The 20,748-nt window shown below is 61.3% G+C and carries 20 protein-coding genes and 2 pseudogenes; 7 read left to right on the top strand and 15 right to left on the bottom strand.

Going from position 1 to position 20,748, the window contains the following annotated elements; all coding sequences use genetic code 11:
* Positions 1-47 precede the first annotated feature (47 nt).
* Both K7B09_RS06185 and K7B09_RS06180 read right to left on the bottom strand, forming a co-directional pair.
* A complete protein-coding gene (locus K7B09_RS06185) occupies positions 48-761 on the bottom strand; it encodes a sensor histidine kinase (protein WP_223627923.1) in 714 nt (237 codons plus the stop codon).
* A 9-nt stretch (positions 762-770) separates the two neighbouring features.
* Complete coding sequence (locus K7B09_RS06180; protein WP_223627920.1) at positions 771-1,472, bottom strand: response regulator transcription factor; 702 nt, start codon at positions 1,470-1,472, stop codon at positions 771-773.
* Between the two features lie 110 nt (positions 1,473-1,582).
* Here K7B09_RS06180 and K7B09_RS06175 point away from each other — a divergent pair, with 110 nt between their 5' ends.
* Positions 1,583-1,924, top strand: coding sequence for a DMT family protein (locus K7B09_RS06175; protein ID WP_223627917.1), 342 nt, complete (start codon positions 1,583-1,585; stop codon positions 1,922-1,924).
* 73 nt (positions 1,925-1,997) lie between these two features.
* Positions 1,998-2,408 carry a hypothetical protein gene (locus K7B09_RS06170; protein WP_223627915.1) on the top strand — a complete coding sequence of 137 codons (411 nt, stop codon included), beginning with the start codon at positions 1,998-2,000 and terminating at the stop codon, positions 2,406-2,408.
* A gap of 18 nt (positions 2,409-2,426) precedes the next feature.
* Here the strand turns inward: K7B09_RS06170 and K7B09_RS06165 are convergent, their stop codons facing one another.
* From K7B09_RS06165 to nudE, 4 genes are read right to left on the bottom strand one after another with little or no spacing between them, the layout of a single operon-like run.
* Entirely contained in the window at positions 2,427-2,627 is a 201-nt protein-coding gene (locus K7B09_RS06165; RefSeq protein ID WP_223627913.1) for a hypothetical protein, read from the bottom strand.
* A gap of 54 nt (positions 2,628-2,681) precedes the next feature.
* Complete coding sequence (gene mazG / locus K7B09_RS06160) at positions 2,682-3,497, bottom strand: nucleoside triphosphate pyrophosphohydrolase (RefSeq protein WP_223627910.1); 816 nt, start codon at positions 3,495-3,497, stop codon at positions 2,682-2,684.
* A complete protein-coding gene (gene cysQ, locus K7B09_RS06155) occupies positions 3,494-4,285 on the bottom strand; it encodes a 3'(2'),5'-bisphosphate nucleotidase CysQ (RefSeq protein WP_223627908.1) in 792 nt (263 codons plus the stop codon). The genes mazG and cysQ overlap by 4 nt, the downstream gene beginning before the upstream one ends.
* On the bottom strand, positions 4,282-4,830 hold the full coding sequence (gene nudE / locus K7B09_RS06150) for an ADP compounds hydrolase NudE (RefSeq protein ID WP_223627906.1): 549 nt from the start codon (positions 4,828-4,830) through the stop codon (positions 4,282-4,284). The genes cysQ and nudE overlap by 4 nt, the downstream gene beginning before the upstream one ends.
* A gap of 29 nt (positions 4,831-4,859) precedes the next feature.
* On the opposite strand from nudE, the gene bioA reads away from it, so the two are divergent.
* Together bioA and K7B09_RS06140 are read left to right on the top strand one after the other, a co-directional pair.
* On the top strand, positions 4,860-6,260 hold the full coding sequence (gene bioA, locus K7B09_RS06145) for an adenosylmethionine--8-amino-7-oxononanoate transaminase (RefSeq protein ID WP_223627904.1): 1,401 nt from the start codon (positions 4,860-4,862) through the stop codon (positions 6,258-6,260).
* Positions 6,261-6,318: 58 nt separating this feature from the next.
* A complete protein-coding gene (locus tag K7B09_RS06140) occupies positions 6,319-7,050 on the top strand; it encodes a 16S rRNA (uracil(1498)-N(3))-methyltransferase (protein ID WP_223627902.1) in 732 nt (243 codons plus the stop codon).
* Positions 7,051-7,091: 41 nt separating this feature from the next.
* Here the strand turns inward: K7B09_RS06140 and K7B09_RS06135 are convergent, their stop codons facing one another.
* The 3 genes and pseudogenes from K7B09_RS06135 to K7B09_RS13305 all read right to left on the bottom strand — a co-directional run.
* A complete protein-coding gene (locus K7B09_RS06135; RefSeq protein WP_223627900.1) occupies positions 7,092-7,562 on the bottom strand; it encodes a chemotaxis protein CheW in 471 nt (156 codons plus the stop codon).
* Positions 7,563-7,570: 8 nt separating this feature from the next.
* Positions 7,571-8,545, bottom strand: coding sequence for a chemotaxis protein CheB (locus tag K7B09_RS06130; protein ID WP_223627898.1), 975 nt, complete (start codon positions 8,543-8,545; stop codon positions 7,571-7,573).
* A pseudogene (locus tag K7B09_RS13305) lies at positions 8,542-10,896 on the bottom strand (response regulator); the annotation flags it as partial. The gene K7B09_RS06130 and the pseudogene K7B09_RS13305, both read right to left, overlap by 4 nt.
* A 77-nt stretch (positions 10,897-10,973) precedes the next feature.
* On the opposite strand from K7B09_RS13305, the gene K7B09_RS13300 reads away from it, so the two are divergent.
* On the top strand, positions 10,974-12,005 hold the full coding sequence (locus K7B09_RS13300; protein ID WP_425507849.1) for a pentapeptide repeat-containing protein: 1,032 nt from the start codon (positions 10,974-10,976) through the stop codon (positions 12,003-12,005).
* Positions 12,006-12,621: 616 nt separating this feature from the next.
* Here K7B09_RS13300 and K7B09_RS13295 read toward each other — a convergent pair.
* The 5 genes and pseudogenes from K7B09_RS13295 to pilG form a co-directional block, all read right to left on the bottom strand.
* Positions 12,622-12,903, bottom strand: a pseudogene (locus K7B09_RS13295) (Hpt domain-containing protein); the annotation flags it as partial.
* Positions 12,904-14,431: 1,528 nt separating this feature from the next.
* The gene (locus K7B09_RS06110; RefSeq protein WP_223627896.1) at positions 14,432-16,447 is read right to left on the bottom strand and encodes a methyl-accepting chemotaxis protein; all 2,016 of its coding nucleotides are present in this window, start codon (positions 16,445-16,447) and stop codon (positions 14,432-14,434) included.
* A gap of 33 nt (positions 16,448-16,480) precedes the next feature.
* Positions 16,481-17,026: a chemotaxis protein CheW gene (locus K7B09_RS06105; protein WP_223628708.1), complete on the bottom strand. Its 546-nt coding sequence runs from the start codon at positions 17,024-17,026 to the stop codon at positions 16,481-16,483.
* Positions 17,027-17,397: 371 nt separating this feature from the next.
* A complete protein-coding gene (locus K7B09_RS06100; RefSeq protein WP_223627893.1) occupies positions 17,398-17,763 on the bottom strand; it encodes a response regulator transcription factor in 366 nt (121 codons plus the stop codon).
* A gap of 20 nt (positions 17,764-17,783) precedes the next feature.
* Positions 17,784-18,185, bottom strand: coding sequence for a twitching motility response regulator PilG (gene pilG / locus K7B09_RS06095; protein ID WP_223627891.1), 402 nt, complete (start codon positions 18,183-18,185; stop codon positions 17,784-17,786).
* Positions 18,186-18,342: 157 nt separating this feature from the next.
* Between pilG and gshB the strand changes: the two genes are divergently transcribed.
* Together gshB and K7B09_RS06085 are read left to right on the top strand one after the other, a co-directional pair.
* Positions 18,343-19,305, top strand: a complete 963-nt coding sequence (gene gshB, locus K7B09_RS06090) for a glutathione synthase (protein WP_223627889.1) — start codon at positions 18,343-18,345, stop codon at positions 19,303-19,305.
* On the top strand, positions 19,305-20,192 hold the full coding sequence (locus K7B09_RS06085; protein WP_223627887.1) for an energy transducer TonB: 888 nt from the start codon (positions 19,305-19,307) through the stop codon (positions 20,190-20,192). The genes gshB and K7B09_RS06085 overlap by 1 nt, the downstream gene beginning before the upstream one ends.
* 37 nt (positions 20,193-20,229) lie before the next feature.
* On the opposite strand, the gene K7B09_RS06080 is transcribed toward K7B09_RS06085, so the two are convergent.
* Positions 20,230-20,721: a hypothetical protein gene (locus K7B09_RS06080; protein WP_223627885.1), complete on the bottom strand. Its 492-nt coding sequence runs from the start codon at positions 20,719-20,721 to the stop codon at positions 20,230-20,232.
* Between the last annotated feature and the right edge of the window lie 27 nt (positions 20,722-20,748).

Here is a 20,748-nt window from a genome sequence, read left to right as displayed (position 1 = left end):
ACAGCGCGTTGCCACGCGCCCGTCTCCCAACCCTTGCCGCCGGGTAGTCAGGCCAGCACGGAAGGCGCAAATACAATACTGGCGCGGGTCCCGCAACCCAGCGTGCTTTCCAGCCGGATCGACCAGCCGCAGCGCACCGCCAGCCGATGCGCCACCGACAGCCCCAAGCCTGGCCCACCGGCGACCCCCGCACGCGCACAGAAAAACGCTGCATGCGCCTGTGCCAGTGCCTGTGCGTCCATACCAATGCCGGTGTCTTCCACCAGCACCCGGTCTGCGCACACCCGCACCCGCACCTCACCAAGATCGGTGAACCGCACCGCATTGGCCAACAGATTGCCCAAGATCACTTGCAGCACACGCGGTGGCGCGTGCACGCTGGGCGTCGCCTCCTCGACCCATTGCAGATTCAGACCCTTGGCCTGCAGCGCGGGGCGCACACGCTCCAACTCCTGTTGCACCACCTCGCGCACAGGAAAATCGACATAGACCAACGCGCAATCTTCCGCGCGCGCCAACAACAGCAAGGCATCAAGGATGGCCTCCATATCCCCGACGGCCGCCTGAATTCTCTCCAATGAGCGTCGCGACGAACACGACAACCCATGGTCATGCGCCAACAGGTCACTAGCCACCCGAATCACGGTCAAGGGCGTGCGTAATTCATGGCTGGCGGCATGCGTGAATTCATGTTCGCGTACCGCACTCACTGCATCTTGCGAAGCGGATGTGGCAACGATGTGTTGCTCTGGTATCGCCATCGTGACGGCTCAACCAGCCAGCGCCGCGACCCGATAGCCAGCGCTTTGCACGGTATGCAGCAAGGGCTGTTCAAAGGGCTTGTCGACCACTTTGCGCAAGTTGTAAAGATGGCTGCGCAGAGTGTCTGAATCAGGCAAATCATTACCCCAGATTTCACGCTCGATATCCTGCCTGCTCACCACCCGCGGCGACTCACGCATCAAAATGCCGAGCAAGCGTATCGCCGTGGGGGATAACTGCAGGGTGTGCCCGGCACGCGACACCCGGTGCGTCGCCGGATCCAGGCGCAAATCTCCCACCTGCAGGATCTCAGCGCCAATCATCCGATGATCACGCCGAATCAGCACACGCAAGCGGGCCTCCAACTCGCGAATGGCAAATGGCTTGGTCAGGTAGTCATCCGCCCCGGATGACAGGCCATTGAGTTTTTCATCCAACGTGTCACGTGCTGTCAGCATCAGGATGGGCGTGGTCTTGCGAGCGTCCTCACGCAGCCGCCTGCACACCTCCATGCCATCCATCCTTGGCAGCATCAAATCCAGCACGACAGCGTCATACGGATTGCTGGTCGCCAGCCGATAGCCGTCCAATCCGTCGCTGGCGAAATCCACTTCAAAGCCGCGGCTCTCCAGATACTCACCCACCATCTCTGAAATATTGCGGTTGTCCTCCACAATCAGGATCAGCCCTGCCGGTTCTTGTTCGCGCATACACGCCTACCTGTTCCGAATTCCTAGTTTTTGCCCACCATGCCTGCACGCCGGTTGCAGCCGCGTGAAGGGGCTAAGCTTTGGCCTCCCTGCCGCCTTCACTACCGCATATGCCTTACGCCCGCCTACTCACCCCGCTGCTGCTGGTTTGCTCCAACGTGTTCATGACCTTTGCCTGGTATGGGCACCTGAAGTATCGCAGTGTTGCCCTGCCCAAGGTCATTTTAATCAGCTGGGGGATCGCGTTCTTCGAATACCTGCTGATGGTGCCTGCCAACCGCATGGGCAGCACGGTATACAGCGCGCCGCAGCTCAAAGGCCTGCAGGAAGTCATCACCTTACTGGTGTTTGCCGGGTTTTCCACGCTCTATCTTGGGCAGGCATTGAAGTGGAACCACTGGGCCGGTTTTGGTTTGATTCTGGTCGCGGCGTGGTTGATTTTTCTGGAGTGATGCGAAGGCATTGCCCCCCCCCTCCCGGAACATGCTAGTTTTGCCACTCAACCCTGAACATGGATGATCAACAATGAATATCGCATCGAAGTTTGTCGGGTTTTGCGCGATGCTCTTGCTGCTCTCTTTGTTTTTGTCATCACCGCCCGCCGCTGCACAAACCAGCCCGAACCCACCGGGAACAGGACCAGTGACGAATTGCTCCACAGGGTGCACAATCATCACCTGCAATGCCACCATGTGCACCGTGAACTATTGTGACTATTCCGGATGCCGCGTGGTTGGCCACTACAACCGCCCCAAGAGTGACGCCTTGCAAGCCCACCCAGTAGCCAAGACAGCAAACGGCTCGGCTTCCGGCACCCTGTCCGCCAGTGATGCAAGCCTGCAGTTTGCCATGGCTTGCTCGGAGGCTGCCCACGATTGTCGAATGTATGCAGTCAAGCCAGACGGTGCGACTTATATTGGCAACTATCGTCCCTGATCTAAACGGTAGGTTGGCTTACCATCCGACTTGCACAAAATCACAAAACCCCACCCGATGTTGCAGCGACACGGTGACGGCGTAATACTGGCGGTCAGGCGAAATTTTGATACTGAGATACGCATCCTGCTTGAGGTAGCGCGCCAACTGTACCTGCGCATGCGCCGGCAGCAGTGCCAATAGCAAGACAATCAGCAACCCCGTCCACTGTGCGCGCATCGTTATCTTTCCCCTATGCGGGCTGTTTGCACCGGATCTGCAGGCCACTCGCCATCAGCCTTGCCGCTCCATCGCTTTGGCTTGTTCCCAAAACGCATCCTGCTCTTGCAGCGACTTTCCCGCCAAGCCACCGGTTGCTTCTGCCAGTGTCTCCATTGCCCGGAAGCGGCGTTCGAATTTCCGGTTGGCGCGGCGCAGGGCGGCCCCCACATCCACCTGGGCATGTCGCGCCAGGTTGGCGCAGACAAACAAAATATCGCCCAGCTCGTCTTCCAGCCGGTCGCGCGCGGCGGCATCACCGGGGCTTGCGGCGACCACGTCAAACTCCACGCGTACCTCTTCAATTTCTTCGGCCAACTTCTCCAATACCGGTGCAGGACCGGGCCAATCGAAGCCGACTTTGGCCGCTTTTTTCTGCAATTTCACGGCGCGCTGCCATTCCGGCAGACCGCGTGCGATACCGGCCAGCGCGGATGTATCGGCATCGCCATTGGCCGCACGTTCGAGCTGTTTGCGCGCCTCCCAATCGGCCAACTGCGCCTGCGCATCGGCAAAGTACGCATCGCCAAACACATGTGGATGACGGCGGGTCATCTTGTCGCAAATGGCATCCACCACATCGGCAAATGCAAAGGCCGTTTGCTCTTCGGCCATGCGCGCATGAAACACCACCTGCAGCAGCAAGTCGCCCAGTTCGTCCTTGAGGTCGGCCATGTTGCCGCGGTCGATGGCATCGGCCACTTCGTAGGCTTCTTCGATGGTGTAGGGGGCAATCGTCTGGAAGGTTTGCTGCACATCCCACGGGCAGCCGCCGTCGGGGCTGCGCAGCTTGGCCATGATCGCCAGCAAACGGTCGATGCCGCCACTCATGCCGGCAAGCGCGCCAGCAAACTACGGTCACCCACTGCGATGAAATCGCCATTGAGCAAGCTGTCGCGCTGGTTGTAGCGGAATGGCCGGCCTTGCAAATCCAGCAACACGCCACCTGCCGCTTCCACAATCGCTTGCCCGGCCGCGGTATCCCATTCACTGGTGGGATGAAAGCGCGGATACAGATCAATCAGTCCTTCGGCAAGTTTGCAAAACTTCAGCGCCGAGCCATAGCCCTGCACATCGGCATCGGGAATCGCGGCCAACAAGTTTTCCGTGCGTGCATCGCGATGCGAACGACTGGCGGCAATCCGCAGCGGTGTGGCCGCAGGAATGCGGCAGGTGATGGCGGTATCGATTTCTCCGTCGCGGCGGAATGCGCCCTGACCCGGTGCACCGTGCCATAACCCGCCCGTGACGGGCTGCTGGATCACACCAAAGGTGGCAGCGCCATGTTCGACCAAGGCGATGTTGATGGTGAATTCGCCATTGCGCTTGACGAATTCCCGCGTGCCATCCAGCGGATCCACCAGCCAAAATGTTTGCCACTGCCTGCGCTGGGCAATGTCGAGGTCCCTGGATTCTTCCGACAGCACCGGGATGTTCGGCGTCAATCCGCGCAGGCCATCGCTGATGCAGCGATGCGCGGCCAGGTCGGCGGCGGTGAGCGGCGACGCATCGTCTTTGTGCTGCACCGCGAACTCACCGTCATACACATTCAAGATTTCTGCCGCAGCGGCGCGGGCAATCGCAATCACGCCATCGCGCAAAGAAGGGGCCAGGTTCATCGTTGTTGTTTCAGCCATTCGCGGACAATAAACAGCGCCGCAATGCTGCGGCCTTCGGAAAACTCTTCCCGCAAAATCAACCGATCCAACTCGGCCAGTTTGCAGGGCACCAACTCCAGCGGCTCTGGCTCATCCCCGGGCAAACGCTGCGGATACAACTCCCGCGCCAGTACCAGATGTGTTCGGTGGCTCATGTAGGTGGGTGCCAAGGTCAGGGTGCGCAGCACGCGCACATCACGCGCACCGTAGCCAGCCTCTTCCATCAATTCGCGATTGGCGGCCTGCTCGGGGGTTTCGCCCGCGTCAATCCGCCCCTTCACCAGCCCCAACTCATAGCGGTGCACGCCGGCCGCATATTCGCGCACCAGCAGCACGGTGTCGGCATCCAGCATCGGTACCACGGCCACCGCGCCATGCCCACGTGCATGCAGGCGCTCGAACTGGCGGCGTTCGCCGTTGGAGAACTCCAGATCAAGCCGCTCCAACCGGTACGGGCCGGCGTCGTGCTCGGTAATGCCGTGGATGATGGGCAAACGGTGGCTCATGCGACCGTCCCGACGGCGATAATGGCAGGATGAAAGGACTTCACGATACCCCCATGATAGCCGCCGATGACGCTTGGCGTGCGCGCGATTTGGCCGTGCTCTGGCACCCCTGCACGCAAATGCGCGAACACCCCGATGCACTGCCGCTGTTCCCGGTGGCACGCGGAGAGGGCGCGTGGCTGGTGGGGCACGACGGCAGCCACGTACTGGATGCGGTCAGCAGTTGGTGGACCAATATCCATGGCCACGCCGAGCCGCGCATCGCGCAAGCCATTGGCCAGCAGGCCCGCACGCTGGAGCAAGTGATTTTGGCCGGCTGCTCACACGCGCCAGCGGTGGAGTTGGCCGAACGCTTGCTTGCGTGTGCCCCGCAACAAGCGGGGCGGGCACCCTTGGCCAAGGTGTTCTATGCCGACAATGGGTCGGCCGGGGTCGAAGTCGCCCTGAAAATGGCCTACCACTGGTTTCATAACCAAGGCATCGCTGGCCGCACCCGCTTCGTAGCCTTGCGAGGCAGCTACCATGGTGAAACCTTGGGTGCGCTGTCGATGGGCGATTTGCCGCTGTATCGGCGGGTGTACGCACCGCTGCTGCTGGACGTGTTGTTTGCGCCATCGCCGGATGCATTTGGCACGCAGGATGACGCCGGCGCGCGCGCCTGTGCCGAGGCCGCTGCCAATGCCTTGGCAGCGTTGTTCGCGGCCCATGCCGGCGAAATCTGTGCCTTTATCTTGGAGCCCTTGGTGCAATGCGCCGGCGGCATGCGCATGCACCACCCGCACTACCTGCGCCGCGTGCGTGAGCTGTGCGACGCGCACGGTATTCTTCTGATTGCCGACGAAATCGCGGTGGGCTTTGGCCGCACCGGCACGCTGTTCGCCTGTGAACAAGGCGGCATTCAACCGGATTTGCTATGCCTGTCCAAAGGCCTGACCGGTGGTTTCTTGCCACTGTGCGCGGTGCTGGCCACCCAGCAAATTTACGACGGATTTTTGGATGATTCGCGCGAGCGTGCCTTCCTGCATTCGCACAGTTACAGCGGCAATCCGCTGGCCTGTGCGGCAGCGCTGGCTTCGCTGGCGATTTTCGACAGCGATGCGGTGTTGCCACGCAACCGCGACACAGCCCAGCGCATGGCGGCGCTGGCCGCGCCATTTGCCAGCCATCCGGCCGTGCTTGAAGTACGCCAGACCGGGATGATCCTCGCCATCGAGCTCAAACCCGAGCCCGACAATGTCGAGGACGGCCACGCCGTGGAAATTTCCGGACGGCGCGGCCTGCGCTTGTACCGCAAGGCTCTGGCATCCGGCGTGTTGTTGCGTCCACTGGGCGATGTGTTGTATTGGATGCCGCCGTATTGCATCGATACCGCGCAATTGCAGTTGTTGGCGCAGGTGACGGCAGACGTATTGGACGCGGCTGCGGGGTGAATACGGCTCTTACCGCCATGCTGCGCTTGACCCATCACCACACCCCCGGAGTCCTTGCATGCGCCTGACCCGAAGTTTTGTGAATGCCCCGCTGGCCGTCGGCCAACGACTGACCTTGCCCGATGATGTGGCTGCACATTTGCTGCGGGTGCTGCGTCTGCAAGTGGACGATGCTTGCGTGCTGTTTAACGGCGACGGCGTTGATTACGATGCCCGCATTGTCACGGTCGGCAAACGCGATGCACAAGCCGAAGTAACCGCAGCACGCCCCATCCACAATGAATCACCGCTACGCATCAGCCTGCTGCAAGGCATCGCACGCGGCGAGAAGATGGATCTGATCCTGCAAAAAGCGACCGAACTGGGCGTGGCCCGCATCGTGCCGGTGATGAGCGAACGCAGCGAAGTGAAACTGGATGCGCAGCGCGCCGACAAACGGCTGGCGCATTGGCGCGAAGTGGTGATTTCCGCTTGCGAGCAAAGCGGCCGCGCCTGCATTCCCGAGGTGTTGCCGCCGCAGCCATTGCCGCAGGCGGCAGGCATGCGCACCGGGCGCGGGTTCATCCTGGATCCGCTGGCCACGGCCGCCTTGACTGCGCTGCAGGGTGTTGCACTACGCGAATGCACACTGGCCATTGGCCCGGAAGGCGGTTGGTCACCGCGCGACCGTGAGCAATTGCAAGCCGCAGGGTATGCAGGGCTGCGCCTGGGCCCACGCATTCTGCGCACCGAAACCGCCGGTATCGCCGCGATTGCCGCGCTGCAGGTGATCTTGGGTGATCTTGGGTGAGTCAAGTACGGCCCAAACTCACACCGCAAGCAAGCCTGACTTCAAGCCGCCTGCGCCATCACTTCGCGCAGACTGTCTTCGAGTGCGGCCAAGTCCGGCACCATCGCATCGTCTTCATTGTGGCGCACGCGCGCCAACACCCCTGCCGGTAACTCGCCGCCACTCTCCAGGGTCACCATCGACGTCTCGGTCACCGTTACCAAGCGCGGGAAGCCCTGCGTCAGCATTGCGAAATAGGGGTGCTTTTCATCGCCGCCCAATGCTTTCAGCACAATGACCTTGCTGCCCAAGCCGCCTTCTTCGTCAGCCAACTCGGCAAACCGCGAGAAGGATACCAACGGCAACTGCCAGCCGCGCCAGCGGATCCGCCCCAGCAACCAATCCGGGGCATCGGCCACCGGCTCCGGCGGCGCAAACGACAACACTTCGGCGATGGTGGCATTGGGCAGTAGCAAGCGCGCCTGCGCGACTTGGATCAGCACGCCTCGGATGATGTGGGCAATGTCGGACATGGGATACCTCAGGCAGGCCAGCGCTGGAGCAGCAGACGGGAAATTTCGGCAAGACTACGCGCCTCACCACCACGTGCCACCAACAATTTGCTGGTGGCAGGATCAAAACAATTATCGGGCGCCTGGCCATACACCAACGCCCCACCCAGCCGCAACGACAGCGCCACATCAACCAGCGCAGTATCGGCGCCACTCAATAGCAGCATGGCGGTATCGGCGGCGCGCAAACCGGCAAAACGTGCCGCGCCATCGGTGGCCACCAACACCAAGCTGTCACCAGACTGTTGCACATCCACCAGATCCGGGAGTACGTACACTTGACCATGCACCAGCACTTCACCGGGCTGCCCAAGGCTGACTGTCAACGTGGTGGCACGCTGCATCTGACGTACCAGTTTGTCGTATTGACCACCCGCCACGCGCTGATGCAGCAACACCGCGCGTGAGAAGTCTTGCGGCAAGCCGCCCAGAATCTGGCGTACGGCATCCGGACCACCTACCCCGGCCGAAATGACCACGGCACCCTGACCCTGATCAGGTGCTTGTAATGGTGCAGGCTTCAGCGAAGGCATGGCCGCGACCTGCAGCGCCAGCGCTTCCATTTCCTGTTGCAGTCCTTGTGGCGCATCCGGGTCCGGCGCGACGGGCAGGACATCCGCATGACCATGCAATTTGGCGGCCAAATGGCGCATCCAGCGGGCTGCCTCCCAGCCATCGCGTTTGCTGGCTACGTCGGCATCATCAAACATCACCCGCAGCGCTGGATCAGCCAGAACCGCATCGAAGCTGCCCAACGCGGACTCGATGACCGGGTCGAGCACCACCAATACGACGTCGGGTGCGGCAGACTGCAATGCATCGACACCCACGCTGCAAGGATCCAACACCGCCACCAGTGCGGCCCCGGCCTCCTGCACCGCCGCCTCGGTACGGTCGCGCCCCGCACCGGGGCGCGCCAACACAACCACACGCGGCCTGCTCATTGCAGGCTTCCATCGCCCGTGTGTTCAACCCCGAGCAAGTCGAACACGTTGCGCATGAGTTCGGCTTCCTGATACGGCTTGCCCAGATAGCGCTCGACACCCAGATCCATCGCGCGCTGGCGATGCTTTTCGCCGGTGCGCGAGGTGATCATGATGATCGGCACATTGCGCAAGCGTGGGTCGGCCTTCATCGCCGTTGCCAACTCGTAGCCATCCATGCGCGGCATTTCGATGTCGAGCAACATCAGGTCAGGCACGAAGTCTGCCATCCGCTCCAGCGCATCCAGGCCGTCCTTCGCGGTTGCCACTTCGAAGCTGTGACGCTCCAGTACACGACCGGTGACCTTGCGCATGGTGACCGAGTCGTCCACCACCATGACCAAGGGCACGCCACGCTGTTCGACTGCCGATACCACCGGAGCCGTTTCGCGCGGTGCAGCCGCGAAGCGGCGCACCAACGGCACCACGTCCAGAATCACCACCACGCGGCCATCACCCATGATGGTGGCGCCAAAGATACCGGGGATCGACAACAGCTGCGGGCCGCCCGACTTCACCACGATTTCGCGGCTACCCACCACCTGATCTACCGCGACTGCAGCGCGCAGGTCACCTGACCGCACCAACAACAACGGCATCTGCAGATGACCCTCAGCCTTGGCGGTCGATGTTCCGACCAGCGCACCCAAATCGTGCAGGGCATAGTCTTCGCCACCGTAACGATAGCTGGCATCGGACTTGACCAAATCTTCGCGGCTGATCCGGCCGACGCCGCGCACCGAGGCAATCGGCACCGCGTATTCGGTATCTCCGATCTTGACGAACACTGCCTGCGTGACCGCCAAGGTCTGCGGCAGGCGCAGGGTGAAGGTGGTGCCTTCCCCCGGGCGCGATGCAATGTCGATGGTGCCGCCCAACTGGCGTACTTCGCTGGCGACCACATCCATGCCGACGCCGCGCCCAGCCAAGCGGCTGACGGTCTCGGCGGTGGAGAACCCGGGCTGCATGATCAACTCGTCCAACTCGGTCTCGGACAACACCGCATCGGGCTGGATCAACGCACGCTCGATGCCACGTGCACGGATTGCATCGCGATTGAGGCCAGCACCATCGTCGGAAATCTGCAAAACGACTTCCGACCCTTCGCGGCGAACTGCCACACGAATGCTGCCTTCATCCGGTTTGCCTGCGGCACGGCGCACATCCGGCACTTCCAGACCGTGCGCAATGGCATTGCGCAGCATGTGTTCCAACGGCGCGGTCATGCGCTCCAGCACATTGCGATCCAGTTCGCCCTGAGCCCCGTCCAGCTTGAGCTGGGCTTGCTTGCCAGTCTCGCTGGCGGCCTGACGGATCACGCGGCGCAAACGCGGCACCAACGAATCAAATGGCAACATGCGGGTGCGCATGAGGCCTTCCTGCAACTCGGAACTGACGCGTGACTGCTGAGTCAGCAGGGTTTCGTACTGACGCGTCAGGTCTTCCATCGACCCATGCAAGCTCTGCAAGTCGGCGGCGGACTCGGCCAGTGCCCTCGAGAGCTGTTGCAAGGTGCTGAACCGGTCGAGTTCCAGCGGGTCGAAGGTCTCGCTCCCGGCATCGCCTTCGCGTTGGTAGCGGGCGATGATTTGCGCTTCGGTTTCGGAATCCAGACGCCGCAACTGATCGCGCAGACGCAGGTTGGTTTGCTCCATTTCCTGCGCGGTACTGCGGAACGCAGACAGCTGCTGCTCCAGACGTGCGCGATAGATCGCCACCTCGCCGGCGTAGTTCACCAAGCGGTCGAGCAGATCCGCACGGATGCGCACCTGCTCCTGCGGTGCGCGAACGCCCAGATCGTCGTCGTCGAAACCAGCATCCGGGTTGATCGGCATGGACAACGGCTTGAGCGGCACCACCTTGGTGGTCGCCTTGGGTGCTGTTGCCTGGGCCGCAGCTTCGGCACCAACTGCAGCCCCGACTTCGGCCAACTCCGCCGGCTCCGGCGCAGCCACCGCACGATTTTCCGCGCGCGCAGCGAACTCTTCGATCAACGCCTCCGGCATGCCGACTGCACGACGTGCCGCAACGCGGGTAATCATGCCGTGCAACCGGTCGAACCCGCGCTCCAGCAATGACACTCCGGCTTCGCCCAACTCCACCTTCTGTGCCGCGGCAGCTTCCAGCAGCGACTCCATGGCGTGGCCCAATTCACCGACCGACATCATGCCAGCCATGCGGGCGCCGCCCTTGAGCGTATGCAAGTCGCGTTGCAGGCCCACGATCAGTTCCTGATCTTCGGTCTGCTCACGCAATTGCGACAGCAAGCCATCGGAATGATCGAGCAGATCGCCTCCTTCTTCGACGAAGATATCGACCAGTTCCACGTCCAAATCACTGGTATCCAGCGCTTCGTCCGGATCTTCTGCAGCTGCAGCCGTCGCCTGCAATGCCGCCAATGCAGCAAATTCGCGTGCCTTGGCTGCCGCCTGCGCTTCGGCAACTCGACGCTCGGCCTGTTGCCGCTCGACTTCGGCACGTGCAGCCGCAGCCCGTTCAGCTTCCAGGCGCTCGGCTTCGACACGCGCAGCGACAATCCGATCTGCTTCCTGACGCTGTGCTTCCGCGCGTTCGGCGTCGAGACGCTCTGCTTCAAGGCGTTCGGCTTCGACGCGTTCTGCTTCGAGACGTTCGGCTTCGAGACGTTCGGCTTCGAGACGTTCGGCTTCGACGCGTTCTGCTTCGAGACGTTCGGCTTCGACGCGTTCAGCCTCAAGGCGTTCGGCTTCGACGCGTTCTGCTTCAACACGCTCGGCTTCGAGTCGCTCAGCTTCAAGGCGTTCTGCTTCAACACGCTCGGCTTCGAGACGCTCAGCTTCAAGGCGTTCTGCTTCAACACGCTCGGCTTCGAGACGCTCAGCTTCAAGGCGTTCTGCTTCAACACGCTCGGCTTCAAGTCGCTCAGCTTCCACGCGCTCCGCTTCAAGACGCTCGGCTTCAACGCGTGCAGCTTTGGCTTGCTCCGCTTCAAGGCGCTCCGCTTCGGCGCGTTCGGCCTCATCCATCGCGGCGCGTTCTGCCGCGACGCGTTCGGCTTCGATGCGTTCGGCTTCGATGCGTTCGGCTTCGATGCGTTCGGCTTCGATGCGTTCGGCTTCGACGCGTTCGGCTTCGACGCGCTCGGCTTCGACGCGCTCGGCTTCGACGCGTTCGGCTTCGACGCGTTCGGCTTCGACGCGTTCGGCTTCGACGCGTTCGGCTTCGACGCGTTCGGCTTCGACGCGTTCGGCTTCGACGCGTTCGGCTTCGACGCGTTCGGCTTCGACGCGCTCGGCTTCGACGCGCTCGGCTTCGACGCGCTCGGCTTCGACGCGCTCGGCTTCGACGCGCTCGGCTTCGACGCGTTCGGCTTCGACGCGTTCGGCTTCGACGCGTTCGGCTTCGACGCGTTCGGTTTCCTCGCGGTGGAGGCCATCGATAAACGGCAGACTGGATTCTGGCAATGCATCACGCAAAGCGGTAATGCGTGCCGCCAAACTCGAATGCACCGGCACCTGATCGGGTGCTGTTTGCAGTGCGTGTGTCGAAGCCTTGATAGCCGCTGACATGTCAGCAATCGCTGCGATGCCTGCCTCATCGGCAACCGTGCTCGCCCCCATCAAGCGCTTCACAAAGCCTTCGGCCGGCGCCGTAAATGCCGTGACCGACACCACTTCGGTCATTGCAAAAGCGCCGTTGAGTGTATGGATGGCACGGATCAGCCGGTCGCTGATGGCGGCCTCGCCATTGCGGGCAGCGGCCAACCACGCATCCACGGTTTCCAAATGGCTGCCAACTTCGGTACCCAGGATTTCCAGCAACACCGGATCCACGCTGACCGACGTGGTATGCGCCTCGCCAGCTGCATCGGCTGCGACTTCAACCACCGGCTCTGCCGGCGCAGCAACCGCGCCCGCCTGCACTAGCGGCAGCGTTGACATCAAGACGTCTTCGCCGGCAGCCAAGCGATCTGCTGCGGCTTCCATGGCGGGAATATCGACATTGACCTTGCCAGTACCCAGCAAGGCGGCATGCAATTGCGGCAATAGTTCGCGCGATAAGCCGGCAAACCCGACCACGGCCGAGCTGGCCGGGCGTGAACCATCCAGCACGCGATTGAACATGCTCTCGACATGCCATGCGAACTCGCCCAACACTTTGGCCCCGACCAAGCGACCACTCCCCTTGAGGGTGTGGTACACGCGGCGAATTGGGCGCAGGCGTTCTGCATCTTCCGGCGCCATGCGCCAGGCTGGCATCAGTTCATCCAGATTGGCGATTTCATCCTGGAACTCTTCAAGGAAGATTTCACGGATCTCATCATCGATTTCTTCACCCATCGACTCGAAGCCAGCCGCCACTGGCTGCGCACTCCCGGATACTACGGCAGCTGCTGCAGCCGGTGCGGTGACCACCACAGCCTGTGGTTCGCTGACGTTTGCCCCCTCCACTACTGGCGGGGTGCCATGATCCGCCTGCGCAGGTGGCGCCTGCTCCACGAATGCAGGTGCAATATGGCTGTCGGCCGGCGCTGCCGTGCGCGTACCCACTTGCGGGATCGGCCAATACTGCAAGGCTTCCAAACACGCGCGCGCTTTGTCGAGCAAATCCGAACGCTGACCCAACGGGTCATGCAGGGATTCCAGGTAGTACTCCAAGCTGGTCAGCGCGTCGGCCAGAGTATCTAGTTGGCGTCCACTGGGAACGCGTTTGCGGTCAATCAGCTCGGCTTGTGTATAGACCTGCAGGGCTTGCAAGTAATCTGCGGGGACGTCTTGCTGCACCATGTGCAGCACCCCGGCAACCTCTGCCAACAGGCGCGGCACCGAGGCAACGTGTGCGTGATCCCAATTGGTTTCGACAAAAGCTATGAAGGCATTGCGCACTTCCGCAAAATTGCCGATGGTGGCCTGAGTCAGTGCCCCCATGACCTTGCTTGATTCCTGCGCCAGCAAATCGCCGCTTTCAGCACCGCTACCCAAATGCGCAACTTGATCATCCAGCGAATGATCGATGTAAATCAGCGCGCCAGCCACGTCCAGCAGGTCACTTTCCTGCAATGCGCGCTCGCCGCTGGCAATGGCCTGCACAACTGCGCGCTGCTCTTGCACCACACCGCTGGCGCTGCTCAACCCCAACATACCCAAGGTGTCGCCAATTCGATCCAGCGCTTCGGCCTGCGGCAGCAGATCTTGCACATTTGCGCGATTGCCGCGCAGATACAGATCCAGCGCGTCTTTGACCTTCAGCAGGTCTTCCTTGATCGCGGAAGACACGGTATCCAGCAGTGCACGGTTGCGCCCGGCCAAGCTGCCGCGTGCATGTTCGATTTCGGCATCGCTGGGCGCGACCAGCAAGCTGGGCAATTGGTCTTGCAACATCGGGGCAGCCCCGTGTGCGGCGCGCAGATCGTTGATCAGCGGCAGCAACACGATCGGAATGTCGCGATGCCCACCCTGCAAACGCTCCAGATAGTCCGGCAACTGCACCAAACCGCGCATCAGCGCAGCCAGGGCATCATCTCGATTGGGCGTGGCCGCTGCTTGCAATGCTGCTGCCACCTGCTCCATTTCCACCGACACCATGGTGGGTGCCTGCAATTCAAGCATCCGCAAGGTGCCCTGCACTTGGTGCAGATACCCCATGCACGCCTGCATCGAATTTTCACCGTTGGGGGCGTCGGCGAACGCTTCGAGCTCGATCCTGGCCTGACGCAAGGCCTCATCGATCTCGGGTTTTACCCAACCCAACGCGGTATGGTCGATGGCGTCTCGCTGTGCCGTGGTCATGACGAGGCTCCGCTAAATCCAAGCAAAACGATTCTGCCCTGAAGGATGCTGTTCATCCTGATCCTTGTCTCAATCGACGTCAGGCAGGCAGCTTGAAGTCGGCGACCGAACGGCGAAGGTCGGCGGCAAGCTGCGCCAGATTTCCAATGGATGCCGCAGTCTGGCTGGCACCTTGTGAGGTTTGTGCGGTGATCGACTGAATCGTGTTCATCGCTTGGGTGATATTGGTTGCTGCCGAGGATTGCTCCTGCGCAGCCACCGAAATCCCTTCAATCAATCCCGACAAGTCGGATGACACCTTTTCGATTTCGCCCAGTGCAGTACCGGCGTCCTCGGCCAAACGGGCACCGGCCACCACTTCCGATGTCGTCTGTTCCATCGAGCTGACCGCTTCGTTGGTATCGGCCTGAATGGTTTGCACCAGCGATTCGATGCGCTTGGTGGCGCTGGAAGAGCGTTCCGCGAGGCGTTGCACTTCGTCGGCCACCACCGCGAACCCACGGCCGGCTTCGCCGGCCGAGGCCGCCTGAATTGCCGCGTTCAACGCCAGGATGTTGGTCTGTTCGGAAATGTCATTGATCAGTTCCACGATCGAGCCGATTTCCTGTGAGCTTTCACCCAGTCGCTTGATGCGCTTGGAGGTTTCCTGAATCTGGTCGCGAATGCTGTCCATGCCGGCAATCGTCTGCCGCACCACGCCCGCACCGTTGGTGGCGATCTGCACGGAGCGGCGCGCCACCTCGGCGGAGTCGGCGGAGTTGCGCGACACCTGATTAATGCTGGTCGCAATTTCACTGATTCGACCGGACGCGGAGTTGATTTCCTGCGCCTGATGCTCCGCGGCGTCGGCCAGATGCATCGCGGTAGCCTGGGTTTCCTGCGCACTGGCCGCCACCTGCACCGAGGTGTCATTAATCGTGGCCACCAAGGTACGCAACTGTTCGACGGCGAAGTTGATGGAGTCCGCAATCGCGCCGGTCATGTCTTCGGTCACGGTCGCCTTCACGGTAAGATCGCCTTCCGCCAGCGAACCCATTTCGTCCAGCAGGCGCATGATCGCCTCCTGGTTACGGTCATTCAGTTCTTTGGTGGTCTGGTAGCGTACGCGCTGCGCACGCCCCAGTGCCCACAGCAAGCCGACGATCGAGAATAGCGCCACCGCACCCGACAGGATACTGACCCAGACGCCACCGATGACGCTGGTGTCCTTCAATGAGCCAAACGAGGTGAATGCCGCAAACAGGCCCTCACTGTCGGACAACAACTTGTCCGAGCCTGCGGCAAGGGCGCTGGCCGACGCCTGCGCCACGATCAGACGCTTGGAGTCCCCCACGATCGCGTCGAGATCCTTCTTCATGCCCTGCCACATGGCATGTGCTTGATTCAGCGGGCCCACCGCGCCAGCGGCGCTGACCTTGCCGATATCTGCACTGCCACTGACCAACGCATTCATCTGCCGGTCGAACACCGCAGCATCGCGCCCCAGCGCATCGGCAGCGACCTGCGCACCCGCACCACCCGCACGCAGTTCGGCAATTCGACGCGCCATGGTGGACGAGGTCACCACTTGGTTGAGCGCAGTGAACACCTGTGCCGAGCTGGCACCACCGGAGGCCAGGCCGCGTACAACTTCGTTCAATTGCGCTTGCAGCTGCGGAATCTTACCGGTGAAGCTATCCGCGTGACCGGCCAGCGCCAGCACCGCCTGCTGCGAGCCCATGACTTCGTCGGAACGCTTTGCCAGCGGATCCCACGTATTGGTGACCGTGCGAATCGGTGCCGCCACGCCCGCGGCATCACCGAAGCGGTCATTCAGCAGTTTGATATCCGCGTCAATTTCGCCCTTGGTGGCCTTCAGCGCATCAAACGCCTGGCCTTTACCGTCGATCGCTTCACGGCCTTGGTTGGCCAGTCGCTGCGAGTTCAATTGCAAGCGCGAAGCCGCAGTACTGGCACCGCCCAAGCGCGATGCCTTGGTCGTGGCATACAGAGTGTTGCCGGCAAATACGACCAGCGAACCGATCAGCAACCAGATCCAGAAGTTGGTGCTGAGATTGCGGCCTTTACCGGCGGCGGAATCCATCAAAGTGCTCATCGTGCGACCTCGGCTTGCTTGGGGTTCCGCCAGTTAGGCGGCGGCTTGGCGGAATTCGGGAGTACGGGCGAGGCGTTCGAAACTGAAAACGCCCCAATCTTGATCATTGATGCGATAGGCGCGATCGATAAAGTGCGCATAGCGCCCTTCACTGATCGCATCGGCGGCGATGCCCTGCGCGTCGACGAAACTGCGTTGACCATAAAGCTCATCAATCGTGACGGCGACATCACCGCCCGGCTGACGCATCACCAGCACCCGCTGGCGTTCGTGCAGGACGGTACGCTCGCCTTCCAAAAATTGCTTGAGGTCGACCACCGGCAGCAAGGTGCCGCGAATATTGGCAACCCCCAGCATCCACGCTTGCGAACCTGGCACATGGGTTAGCGCCGGCAATGGCAGGATTTCAATCACCTCACCAAACCCAGATGCCAGCCGATGCGCGCCAACACGATAGGCAACTCCGCGCCACAACCCCGGCGCGTCCAATTGCTCGGGCAAACCAGCGACGTGCGACAGGCTGCGCTGTTCGTAATCGGCCAACACCAGGAATGGGGGCCGTTGCTCACGTGGGCGCACTGGCGCACGCCGTGGGCGCTTGGGTTTTTGCGCCACCTGGACGTCAACCACGGCCGCTTCCGCCGCGGCCTGTGAAACATCATGTTCGGCAATAACGGCACTGGCATCGGCATCCGGACCCGACGCGACTGCTGCCGTTATTTCTACGTGCCCCGTTTCTACTTCTTCCGCCGCATCGCTGGCAGGCACCGCTGCCTCAGCCGTATCGTCGGCCATAGCCTGCGGTTCCGGCAGTGCGGCAACAGCATTGGCCGCACGGGTTTCATCGACCCTCTCGGCAGCGCTGTCATGCACGACCGGTACTGGTGCCGCCTTGGCGGCTTCGGTCTGGGCTTTGCCTTTTTGCTTTTGCTTGCCGCGCTTGGCCATAGTCAGTGCCCAATCAATGCGTTGATGCGCGCAACCAACTCACTTTCGCGCGGCGGCTTCGTGATGTAATCCTTGGCCCCTTGGCGCATGCCCCATACGCGATCGGTTTCCAGCCCCTTGGTGCTGACGATCACGATCGGGATATGGCTGGTTTCGCTATCCCGCGACAGTGCACGGGTGGCCTGAAAGCCATTCATTCCGGGCAGAATCACATCCATCAGCACCAGATCGGGCTTGTCGCGCTTGCAGGCAGTAATGCCGTCTTCCGCGCTACCCGACGTCGTGACCTGGTGACCGTTGCGTTCCAGCAACTGCACCATGACTGCAGTCTCAGTCGGTGAATCTTCGATAAGCAGTATGCGTGCCATGCTGATCCTGTCCCCCCCGGTCAGGCGTTAACGTACGTCCGAATTGCACCAAGCAGCTCATCTCGCGTGAACGGCTTGGTCAGGTATTGCTCGGAGCCGACAATACGGCCTCTTGCCTTGTCGAATAAACCGTCCTTAGACGAAAGCATGATCACCGGCACGTTTTTAAACGTTTGGTTGTTCTTGATCAGGGCACAGGTCTGATATCCGTCCAGTCGCGGCATCATGATATCGACGAAAATGATCTGCGGATTGTGATCTGCGATCTTCGACAACGCCTCGAACCCATCGGTTGCCGAAACGACATCGCAACCCTCGCGCGCAAGCAGGGTTTCCGCCGTGCGTCGGATTGTTCTGGAGTCGTCAATGACCATCACCCGCAATCCCTTCAGGTTGCTATCTGCACTGTCTTGCTGCGCCATGTGTTCCCCTTGCGCTTGAATCCTGAGTGCCGCACCCAGCGGCGACAACAGCTCTCTATATCCCAGTCTATGCGCAGCGTGTCAAGCATTTACCGCATCTGATGTTCGATTTGTCTGCCTGCTACCATGCTTCGCCCCCCCGTATGGACTCTTCGTAATGCCAGTTTCCGCAGCTCTTGATGTGGTGGTGGTCATGGATCCGATTGGCGCCATCAAGCCGGCCAAAGACTCCACGTTTGCCATGCTGCTGGAAGCCCAGCACCGTGGCCACCGCCTGCACTATGTGCGCCCCGGCGGCCTGGCCCTGCGCGACGGGCAAGCGACTGCGGTAGTGGCGCCACTGCAAGTGCACGACATCCCGGGCGAGCATTTCATGCTGGGCGATTGGTCAACCCTGACCTTTGGCCCCGGCCAGGCCGTGCTGATGCGCACCGACCCACCGGTGGACGCCAATTACCTGCATGACACCCAGATTCTGGGGTTTGCGCAACGCCAGGGCGCTCTGGTGGTCAACAATCCGCAGGGTCTGCGCGATTTCAACGAGAAACTGGCAGCCCTGCTGTTTCCGCAGTGCTGCCCGCCGACCCTGGTCAGCCGCGACAACAAGGCACTGAAAGCATTTACCAGTGAACAGGGCGAAGTTGTACTGAAGCCATTGGATGGGATGGGCGGGCGCTCGATCTTCCGCAGCCACGCCGGCGACCCCAACTTGAATGTCATTCTGGAAACCCTGACCGAAGGTGGCCGGCAACTGGCGATGGCGCAACGCTATTTGCCGGAGATCGTGCATGGCGACAAGCGCATACTGTTGGTGGATGGCACACCGGTGGATTACTGCCTGGCACGGATTCCGCAAGGTGATGAATTCCGCGGCAATCTTGCCGCTGGTGGCCGCGGTGAAGGCCGGCCACTGACCGAGCACGACCGCTGGATCGCGGCACAGGTCGGCCCTGAACTCCGCCGGCGCGGAATGCTGTTTGTTGGCCTGGATGTGATTGGTGATTCACTGACTGAAATCAACGTCACCAGTCCGACCTGTATCCGCGAGTTGGATGCGCAATTCGGCCTGAATATCGCCGCGCAATTATTCGATTGCATCGAAGCCCTCGCCCTGTCCTGATGGTCGCCAGTACCGCCCCTGCCCTGCCGGCCCCGTCTCGAATCGGCGACACGGAGCGCATGCGTGCAACCGTTGTGCTGTCGCTACTCCTGCATGCCTTGGTGATCCTTGGGATTGGCTTCACGATTGAAGATGCCGCACCCTTGGTACCGACCCTTGACGTGATCCAAACCCGTACCCAAACACCGCTCACGCCGGCGCAAGCGGATTTCCTTGCGCAAGCGAACAATCAGGGTGGAGGTGAACACGACAAGGCCAACCGCCCCAGTGCGCCACAAGCCGGCCCGTTGCCACAGCCGGTGGACGGGCTGGCTCCACGACCGCTGCATGCGCAGTCGCCTACGCCCAGTCCACCGCAAAATGCACCCTTGGTGACCTCCACGCAAAGCAACACGAGTCTGCCGCTACCCACACCAACCCCGGAAGCCACCAGCAATGGACAACCGCCGGGGCGCGAAAAAATCGACCGTGACATTGAAATGGCGCGGCTGGCAGCGGAAATCCAGTTGCGTTCGGCCGAATACGCCAAACGCCCGAAACGCAAGTTTGTTTCGGCCAGCACCAAGGAATACGCGTGGGCGCAATACCTGCGGAGTTGGGTGACCCGGGTTGAGCGGGTAGGCAACTTGAACTACCCGGATGAAGCACGCCGCCGTCACATTGGCGGACTGGTGGTGATCAGTGTCGCCGTGCGCCGTGACGGCAGCGTGGAAAGCATGCGCATCATCCGCAGCAGCAATATCCCGATGCTCGACGATGCTGCCCTGCGCATCGTCAAGCTCTCGATTCCGTTCGCGCCACTGCCGAAAACGCCGGAAGACCCCGACATCTTGCACATCACCCGCACTTGGCAATTCATGCCCGGTGGCGAATTAGTCGATCGCTAAGCAATGGCCGTGAAGCGCCAGCATGGCGCCGCACCACTCAGCGATACAGGCAATCGACCAATGCATTTTCGCCCAGGATCAATGCATCCAGCGACTTTTCCCAGCCGCTTTCCTTTTGCGACAACGGCTGCACGTCAGCCGCTGCTTCGCTACCCGCTGCAGCGACTCCAAGCCCGGTTTCAGTGATCTGAAACCCCCCTCCTGCGGCCAGCAAGGTCAACCGGCTACTGACCGTGAAAGACGAAAATCGAGCGCGGTAGGAAAGCTTGACAGTCGCCTGCAGTTGACCTGATGCCTGATCTGAGGAGTCCACATGCATGCCACTTTGTGCAGCAAGGCAGGTTTGCGCCTTGCTGATGAGCTGATCGGGCGGCAATGAAATGGAATAGTGCGAGCCTTGCATGCTGCGAATGGGCTTTGCCTCTTGATCGAGCGCCACATCCAAGGTTCGGCCACCATAGGCAACATCTTCGGCAAATGCCGGCGTAGCCAGTAAAACGCCTGATAGCAACAGATTACGAGCCTTCACGCATCCTCCCCTGTAACAGACACCATA

Source organism: Thermomonas beijingensis, from assembly GCF_020034655.1.
Taxonomy (GTDB): Bacteria; Pseudomonadota; Gammaproteobacteria; order Xanthomonadales; family Xanthomonadaceae; genus Thermomonas; species Thermomonas beijingensis.
Note: the sequence above shows the minus strand (reverse complement) of the source record. Positions and strands in the feature narration are given on the sequence as shown.